General features: G+C 34.6%; 8 protein-coding genes and 1 pseudogene. 6 read left to right on the forward strand and 3 right to left on the reverse strand.

Features of this window, described 5'->3' with window-relative positions; all coding sequences use genetic code 11:
* Positions 1 to 139 precede the first annotated feature (139 nt).
* From QNJ66_RS26210 to QNJ66_RS14525, 3 genes are all read left to right on the forward strand, one after another.
* Complete coding sequence (locus QNJ66_RS26210) at positions 140 to 190, forward strand: hypothetical protein (RefSeq protein WP_366146288.1); 51 nt, start codon at positions 140 to 142, stop codon at positions 188 to 190.
* Between the two features lie 765 nt (positions 191 to 955).
* A complete protein-coding gene (locus QNJ66_RS14520; protein WP_300508111.1) occupies positions 956 to 1156 on the forward strand; it encodes an immunity 17 family protein in 201 nt (66 codons plus the stop codon).
* Between the two features lie 102 nt (positions 1157 to 1258).
* Complete coding sequence (locus QNJ66_RS14525; RefSeq protein WP_300508113.1) at positions 1259 to 2413, forward strand: DUF819 family protein; 1155 nt, start codon at positions 1259 to 1261, stop codon at positions 2411 to 2413.
* Between the two features lie 20 nt (positions 2414 to 2433).
* Here the strand turns inward: QNJ66_RS14525 and QNJ66_RS14530 are convergent, their stop codons facing one another.
* Positions 2434 to 2973, reverse strand: coding sequence for a GNAT family N-acetyltransferase (locus QNJ66_RS14530; RefSeq protein ID WP_300508115.1), 540 nt, complete (start codon positions 2971 to 2973; stop codon positions 2434 to 2436).
* 163 nt (positions 2974 to 3136) lie between these two features.
* Entirely contained in the window at positions 3137 to 3787 is a 651-nt protein-coding gene (locus QNJ66_RS14535; protein ID WP_300508117.1) for a GUN4 domain-containing protein, read from the reverse strand.
* A 299-nt stretch (positions 3788 to 4086) separates the two neighbouring features.
* Here QNJ66_RS14535 and QNJ66_RS14540 point away from each other — a divergent pair, with 299 nt between their 5' ends.
* The gene (locus QNJ66_RS14540; protein WP_300508119.1) at positions 4087 to 5583 is read left to right on the forward strand and encodes a TM0106 family RecB-like putative nuclease; all 1497 of its coding nucleotides are present in this window, start codon (positions 4087 to 4089) and stop codon (positions 5581 to 5583) included.
* A 262-nt stretch (positions 5584 to 5845) separates the two neighbouring features.
* Positions 5846 to 6082: a hypothetical protein gene (locus tag QNJ66_RS14545; protein ID WP_300508121.1), complete on the forward strand. Its 237-nt coding sequence runs from the start codon at positions 5846 to 5848 to the stop codon at positions 6080 to 6082.
* Positions 6083 to 6239: 157 nt separating this feature from the next.
* On the opposite strand, the gene QNJ66_RS14550 is transcribed toward QNJ66_RS14545, so the two are convergent.
* Positions 6240 to 6428 carry a hypothetical protein gene (locus QNJ66_RS14550; RefSeq protein WP_300508123.1) on the reverse strand — a complete coding sequence of 63 codons (189 nt, stop codon included), beginning with the start codon at positions 6426 to 6428 and terminating at the stop codon, positions 6240 to 6242.
* 143 nt (positions 6429 to 6571) lie between these two features.
* Between QNJ66_RS14550 and QNJ66_RS14555 the strand changes: the two are divergent.
* Positions 6572 to 6709: pseudogene (locus tag QNJ66_RS14555) on the forward strand (PKHD-type hydroxylase); the annotation flags it as partial.
* Positions 6710 to 6816: the final 107 nt, after the last annotated feature.

Here is a 6816-nt window from a genome sequence, read left to right on the forward strand (position 1 = left end):
TTAGGAAGCAAGTAATACTAGATTAGTTATAATTTATCTCTTAATTTACTTGATTTTTTGGTAAGGAAATACAAAATTATTATTCCAATAATATCAATAATAATAAATAATAAAAACCAAGCTGAATCAGACAAACCTGATTGAGACGAACCTGATTCAAACAGATTTTTTAGGAACGCACTTAAATTAAAATCCTTTAGACCTTCCTTTAGACCTTCCGTTAGACCTCTGAAAATAGTCACTAACCCTAAACTTATTAATGAGACTGTTATCAATGAATACCAAAAATCCTTATTTGTCTTTGCCGTTTTAATAAAGGAGTAACCAAGTACAATTGCTAAAACCCCAAGAAAACTATCCCAAATATCATAACCATCTCCTGAATATTCGACAGTAATAATTACTGCAAAAGCGGTTACAAGATTTGCATATTTATCCCCATGTAATTTCGGAATAAGAAAATTCATTTTTTTAAACATAATCTATAATCATATTGCAACTAAGATATAATATTAATCAAAATCATATCAAATATAGTGATGATTTGCTAACCCTTTGCTTAACTAACTTTTCCTAAACCTACTTATTAATATTTTAGTTTAATGAGCGTGGGAGATGTTGGAAGTGTTGATATGTTAATGTTTAATCTATGCAAATCAAAACTGTTCTTAGTGTGGTCAAAAGTCCTTATAGTCGTTTCAAATAAGTTGGAGAGAGAGTAGTGTGAGCATCCTGCTAACTATGGTGACAATACCGTAGGCAAGTTTTGTCTAATTTCTATTTGAATTAACTATATGATAGAAGGAGGATACACAGGAAATTACTTTGATAGTGAGAAATAGGATAATAGACCTCTTGTAAAGTAAAGAAAACATAAATATTAAAGATTGTTTATTAATCTTTTAATAAATTGAAAATAACAATAAATAGTATCATAAGGTTTGGAGGAAGAACAGTGGCTGGATTATTCGTTATTGTCGCAGGTGTATTTAGTTTGTGTGGAGCTATTTTAAATTGGGATTGGTATATGAATCACCGAAAAGCTCGGTTTCTTTTGAGGATGTTGGGTCGAGGAGGAGCGCGTGTTTTTTATGGAGTTTTAGGGTTAGGATTAATTATATTAGGAGGGTTGTTACTTTTTGGATTCATTGAATAGTCAAGGGCAATAAAAAAGTGATATAGATGGTATATTTCTCTTTGTGTAATATGTAAACAAATAAATGAGCAACACAAGTTCCTATCTATTCATAATCAAACTATGGAAAATTCATTAATTCATCCCGACCAAACTTTTGCTTTATGGGCCATTCTCTTATCAGCAGCAACTATTGGTATTTGGGGAGAAAAGACTCTCTGGGGTGCTAAAGTATCCGGTGCTGTTATCACTATGTTGGTGGGATTTTTGTTATCTAATTTGAAAATTATTCCTTTAGATGCTCCTACTTATAGTATTGTCTGGTCTTTTTTAGTTCCTTTTTCTATTCCTCTACTTTTATTTAAAGCTAATTTAGCTCGTATTTTCAAAGAATCTGGTTTAATGTTGATTGCTTACTTAATGGGATCAATAGGAACATTATTAGGAACAATATTGGCTTATTATCTAATTCCTTTAGGAGAGTTTTCCAAGAAATTAGCAGGGGTGTTTTGTGCGACTTATATTGGGGGTTCAGTGAATTTTTTTTCAACAGCAAAGACCTTACAGTTAGATTTGGATTCAGGGGAGTTATTAGCAGCAGCTACAGCAGCAGATAATTTGGTTATGACAGTGTTTTTTCTGATTCTGTTTACCCTACCTTCTATTAAGATTATCCAAGGATTATTTTCTAATAAAAAATCTGCTAAAAATAGCCAGGAAAATGAACCTAATGTTAGTTTGAAATCTCATAATAAAACAGAATTATCATTACTTCAAGTAAGTCAATGTTTAGCTATTAGTGCAATTATTTGTGCAACAGGGATCGGAATTGCTTTTTTATTGGGTTTCCCCAAAGCAGGAATTTTAGTTTCAACTATTTTAATTGTGGTTTTAGCAACGGGTTTTCCTCAATATTTAGGTAGGTTAACTGTAGCTGAAGAAATTGGTACATTATTGATGCAAATATTTTTTGCTGTTATTGGTGCTAGTGCTAATATTTGGGAAGTTATTCAAGTTAGTCCCCTTTTATTTGTCTTTGCTGCTTTAATTTTGACTGTTCATTTATTAGTATTATTGTTAGGAGGAAAATTATTGGGTATAGATTTAGCTGAATTAATTATTGCTTCTAATGCGAATATAGGCGGTCCTACAACTGCCGCAGCTATGGCCAGTTCAAAACAATGGAATAAATTAGTAACTCCAGCCATTTTATGTGGAACTTTGGGCTATGCAATTGCTACTTTTATTGGTGTAGCTTTAACAAATTTGCTCTACTAGGTACGGCTGACGACTGATAGCTAAATGCTGGCATTAATTTTATATAAAACGTGCTTACTTAAATAATGTTCTTTGGGTAATAAAGGATGCCGGAATTGACCAATAAATCTCATCCCTATCCTTTCCATAACCTTACGAGAACGCAAATTTTTAGGAACAGTAAAGGATACAATTTCTGATAAATTTAGTTCATTAAATCCATAATTAAGAGATGCTTTTGCACCTTCGGTGGCGTAACCTTTTCCCCAATAATCATAAGCTAAACGCCAACCAATTTCTACACAAGGAGTAAAAAAAGATTGAAAACTCGGAATCGATAAACCAGTCAATCCAATAAAAGTTTGATTCTCAATTAATTCTACAGCAAAAAAACTATATCCATCTTCTTTAAACCGTCCTTTTATGCGTTTAATAAAACTATCACTTTCTTCTTTTGATAATAGTTTCGGCATAAATTTCATCACTCTTGGATCAGAATTGAGCTTAAAAAATGGTTCTTTATCTTCTTCTTTCCACTGTCTTAATTTTAGTCTTGGTGTAACAATTTCTATCATATTCATATCATTACTCATTATGGTTATTATCAATTAAAGGTTTAAAAATATCCCCTGTCTTGATCCGCTTTTAAGGGAAAAAATAAAGAAATTCTCTATCTATAACCCTCTCCCTAGAAAGGGAGAGGTCATTATACATTATCCATTCTTCAGGTTGATCATTAATGCCTTATCTGGAGACTGCAACACGCTGCATCCCACAATCTTGCATTGTTTGAGTTAGGGCTATGTAGTTCATTCTTCCCCCTGTAATTTGATATTCTGGGCGAGGATTAGGTAAATGACCCCTGGGGGCTTGTAAACTAAAGTTAAGGTTATATTTGAATTGTATCCATCCGTCTTGATTTCGCCATCCGATTTTTTCCCCGAATTTATCATAAGCTTCTGTATCTACTAAACGTCCGGGTACATTATCGGTTTCTAAAAAAACATCAAGTTGAACAGTAAAGCCAAATTTCCCCTCAGAATGTTTTTTCCAGAGATCGTCTATGATTCTGAGATCCTCACACTTAATAGGTGTTGTTATTCTAAGACTATTTACCACCTCATCTTCCGGTGGTTTTGGTTGAATTATCGCTATCCATCCTTGTTGTTCGCGCTCGGCAGATTGTAAAAGCAAGTTGGTAGTGATTTCATTGGCTCGCAGCCATTGTTGTTGTTGTAAACTTTCTTCTAGTGGTGTGTAATCAATCCCTGTTTTTGAAGAGATTAGGGAAGACTGATTATAAGGGGTTTCTTGTCCCAAAACAGAAAAGGCAGAAACACTACTAAACAATAAGATACACAATAGTTGATTAAATGGCTTGGTTACTTTTAGCATGGATGATCACAAAATTATCAAAATCGGGGTATTTTTGTAGTTTCTGGTTCAATTCTAGCACCATCAATAAGGGAGGGGTGGAAGGTGTGACAATACTACTGGGATAAGCTTGAAAAGTTTATGAAATAAGGATTGTGTGAGGTTTATCTCAAAAAGTTGAGCAACAAGTAATACTAAAATGAATATTAATATTTTCTTACCCTTTCTCCCAAATCTTCCTTCTACCTACTGAGGAAAAGGAAAAACTGATAACTGATGAGTAATAACTGATAATAATTAAAGGTACTTTTTTGATAATAATGCTAATTACTGATTCTCTCCTACTGGATTATAAAAGATGTTCACGTCGTGCTTTTCTGAATATTCATGGTGATTCAAGACAAAAAGATCCAGAAAGAGATTTTCTAAACAAACTACGACAAGATAATAAACGTCACATTGCCTTAGTCTTAGAAAACTATTATCCTCATTATCAACAAGTCCCATTCTCAAATACTAGCCCCAAAGAAAAAGCACAAACAACCGAAACATTGATGCAGCAGGGAGTTAATTGTATTTATCAAGGACTATTATGGGTTGATGATAATACCTCAACATCTGTTGAGTGGCGAGAAAACTTTTTGAGAATTATGCCTTTTGGTTATGATTATCTGGGAAAACCTCACTTATTAATTAAACAACCTGGCCAATCTAAATTTGGGGACTGGTCCTATTATCCTGTCAGCATCCATTTAGGCCGCAAAGCGAAACCAGAATATAAGCTAGTAGCTACTTTTTATGCTCAATTGTTAGCTATTATTCAAGAAACATCCCCTCCAACCCCAGAATTAATTACCCGTCCCCTCAAACAGTCATCGGTGGACACAGTGCAATGGTTATCAAAGCTAGAGCTTATTCTCGAGGAATGTTTAACAACTCTGACAACAGAGGAAGAACCAGAACTCTTCATTTCCAGACAACGCTGTAATCTTTGTCGTTGGTATAGTCACTGTTATGCGATCGCTAAATCTCAAAGACATCTTTCTTTGGTTCCAGGGGTGACTCCCAGTCGTTATGGATGTTTACAAGAAATTGGGATTACTACTACTGAGTCTCTAGCTCAAGCTAACTCAGACACCATCCAGGAAGTACTCGGCAAGGAATTGGGTGAAAAATTGCAACAACAGGCTCATTCCCTTGTTTATAATCAAGCTATTGCTCGCTCTCAATCCCCGTACAACCTCTCAGATATCCTTGCTGAGCGAACCTTTGAACTTTATTTTGATATTGAAGCAGAACCAGAACGGAATTTAGATTATTTATTAGGGGTTGTTCTCGTTAATCATCTCACCCAAACCCAAACCTTTTATCCTTTTTTAGCAGAAACTCCTGAAGAAGAAGAACAGATTTGGCAACAATTTCTTAAGTTTGTCAATACTTATGATCAGGCTCCTATTTTTCACTTTTCAGAATACGAAAAAGATACGATTAAACGATTAGGAAACTTATATGGAACCCCCCACTCTCAAATTGAACATTTACTATCCCGTTTAATTGACCTTCATCACTGTGTAATTACTTCTGTTATTCTTCCAGTTGAAAACTACTCTCTCAAATCATTGGCTAACTGGTTGGGGTTTAATTGGCGTGATGCTGGAATCAGTGGGGATCAATGTGTTTGTTGGTATGACCAATGGTTAACTACAGGGGATCGCAGTTTTCTAGACTCTATTGTACGTTACAATGAAGACGATTGTTTAGCTACCTTTCACCTCAAAAATTGGTTATGGAAGTTCTTCACTACAATTGAGTTTTGATTCTAGTAATAAATCCCTAAACACTGATTATATTCTCAACATTTATTCATGAAAAAAGTTTAATTTTGGTAGTTATTGGGTTCAAATTTGAAGTTATGCAAAGATTTTTTACAAGATCCCTAATAGTTAATTGATATTATCTCGATTTTGAGGAAAGTAATGTTATCCTGGTAAACAACACACACACGCTCTATGGGTAATGAGACCTTAGAAATCATTTTTTAAGAACCTGACCCAGACCAACACTTCAAAGGTAATCGCTATGATACTCCCTATTTTTCCACTCTTATTCTTAATCACTTCCATCGGCAGTGTTATCTGGTATCAACGCACAGGAAATGATATTTTTGGGGTGTTAGCTTGTGGCAGTGCTTTGGCTTGTGTCATCTGGGGACTGGTGATTTCTCATTGGTTAATTCATATCCTAAGTTTGATTATTTTATTAAAATTTAGAACTCCGATTCTCGGCGCAGTTAAAGTTAATATAAATAACAAATAATTTTCCTTTGTGTCAATTTAAAATTTTTAAAAGCTGTTGGTTCTTTTGATATTTCTCAAACATGAATCAACGGCTTTTTTTAGATTGTAGGGGTTAACGGCAGTTAACCCCTACTTTGGGCAATTGGTATTAGCTAAGGTTTTCAGGAGAAGAAGAATTAGCTTTCGCCACTTTCACCACCTTCGTCGTCTTTGTCTGCTTCTTTGGGTTCCGCTTCTTTGGGTTCTTCGGTAGCATCTCCAGCAGGAGCAGAGTCAGTAGGAGCAGTTGTATCACCACCGCCACAAGCACCAAGAGTAGTAACTAAACCAAGGGTAATTAATAGTTGAACAGCTTTAGAATTCATTATTGGTTTCCTCAATTAATCAAATCTTAATCTAAGGTCTCTATTCTAAAAAATACTTCCAAAAATTGCCAATAAAATTATCTTATAGGTGATACATAAGTTGAGATAATGGGAAAAAATCTAACTACGACGCAACAGTACACATGATTTTGACCGTTGACAACATTATCACCACCGAAGAATTAACCCAACTCACAGAAACCCTTTCTAAGAGCAAGTTTGTTGATGGTCAAACTACTGCAGGATGGTACGCTAAGCTAGTTAAACATAATACTCACATCTTGCATTAGAACAAGAATACTTAATAAGTAGAGGCAGAAGGCAGGGGGCAGGAGGCAGGAGGGGAGAAAAAAGTTGAAAAATAAGATTATTTAGCTTTTAAATTGCT

Origin of the sequence: Crocosphaera sp., from assembly GCF_030064895.1 — a bacterium.
In the GTDB taxonomy this organism is placed as follows: Bacteria; Cyanobacteriota; Cyanobacteriia; order Cyanobacteriales; family Microcystaceae; genus Crocosphaera.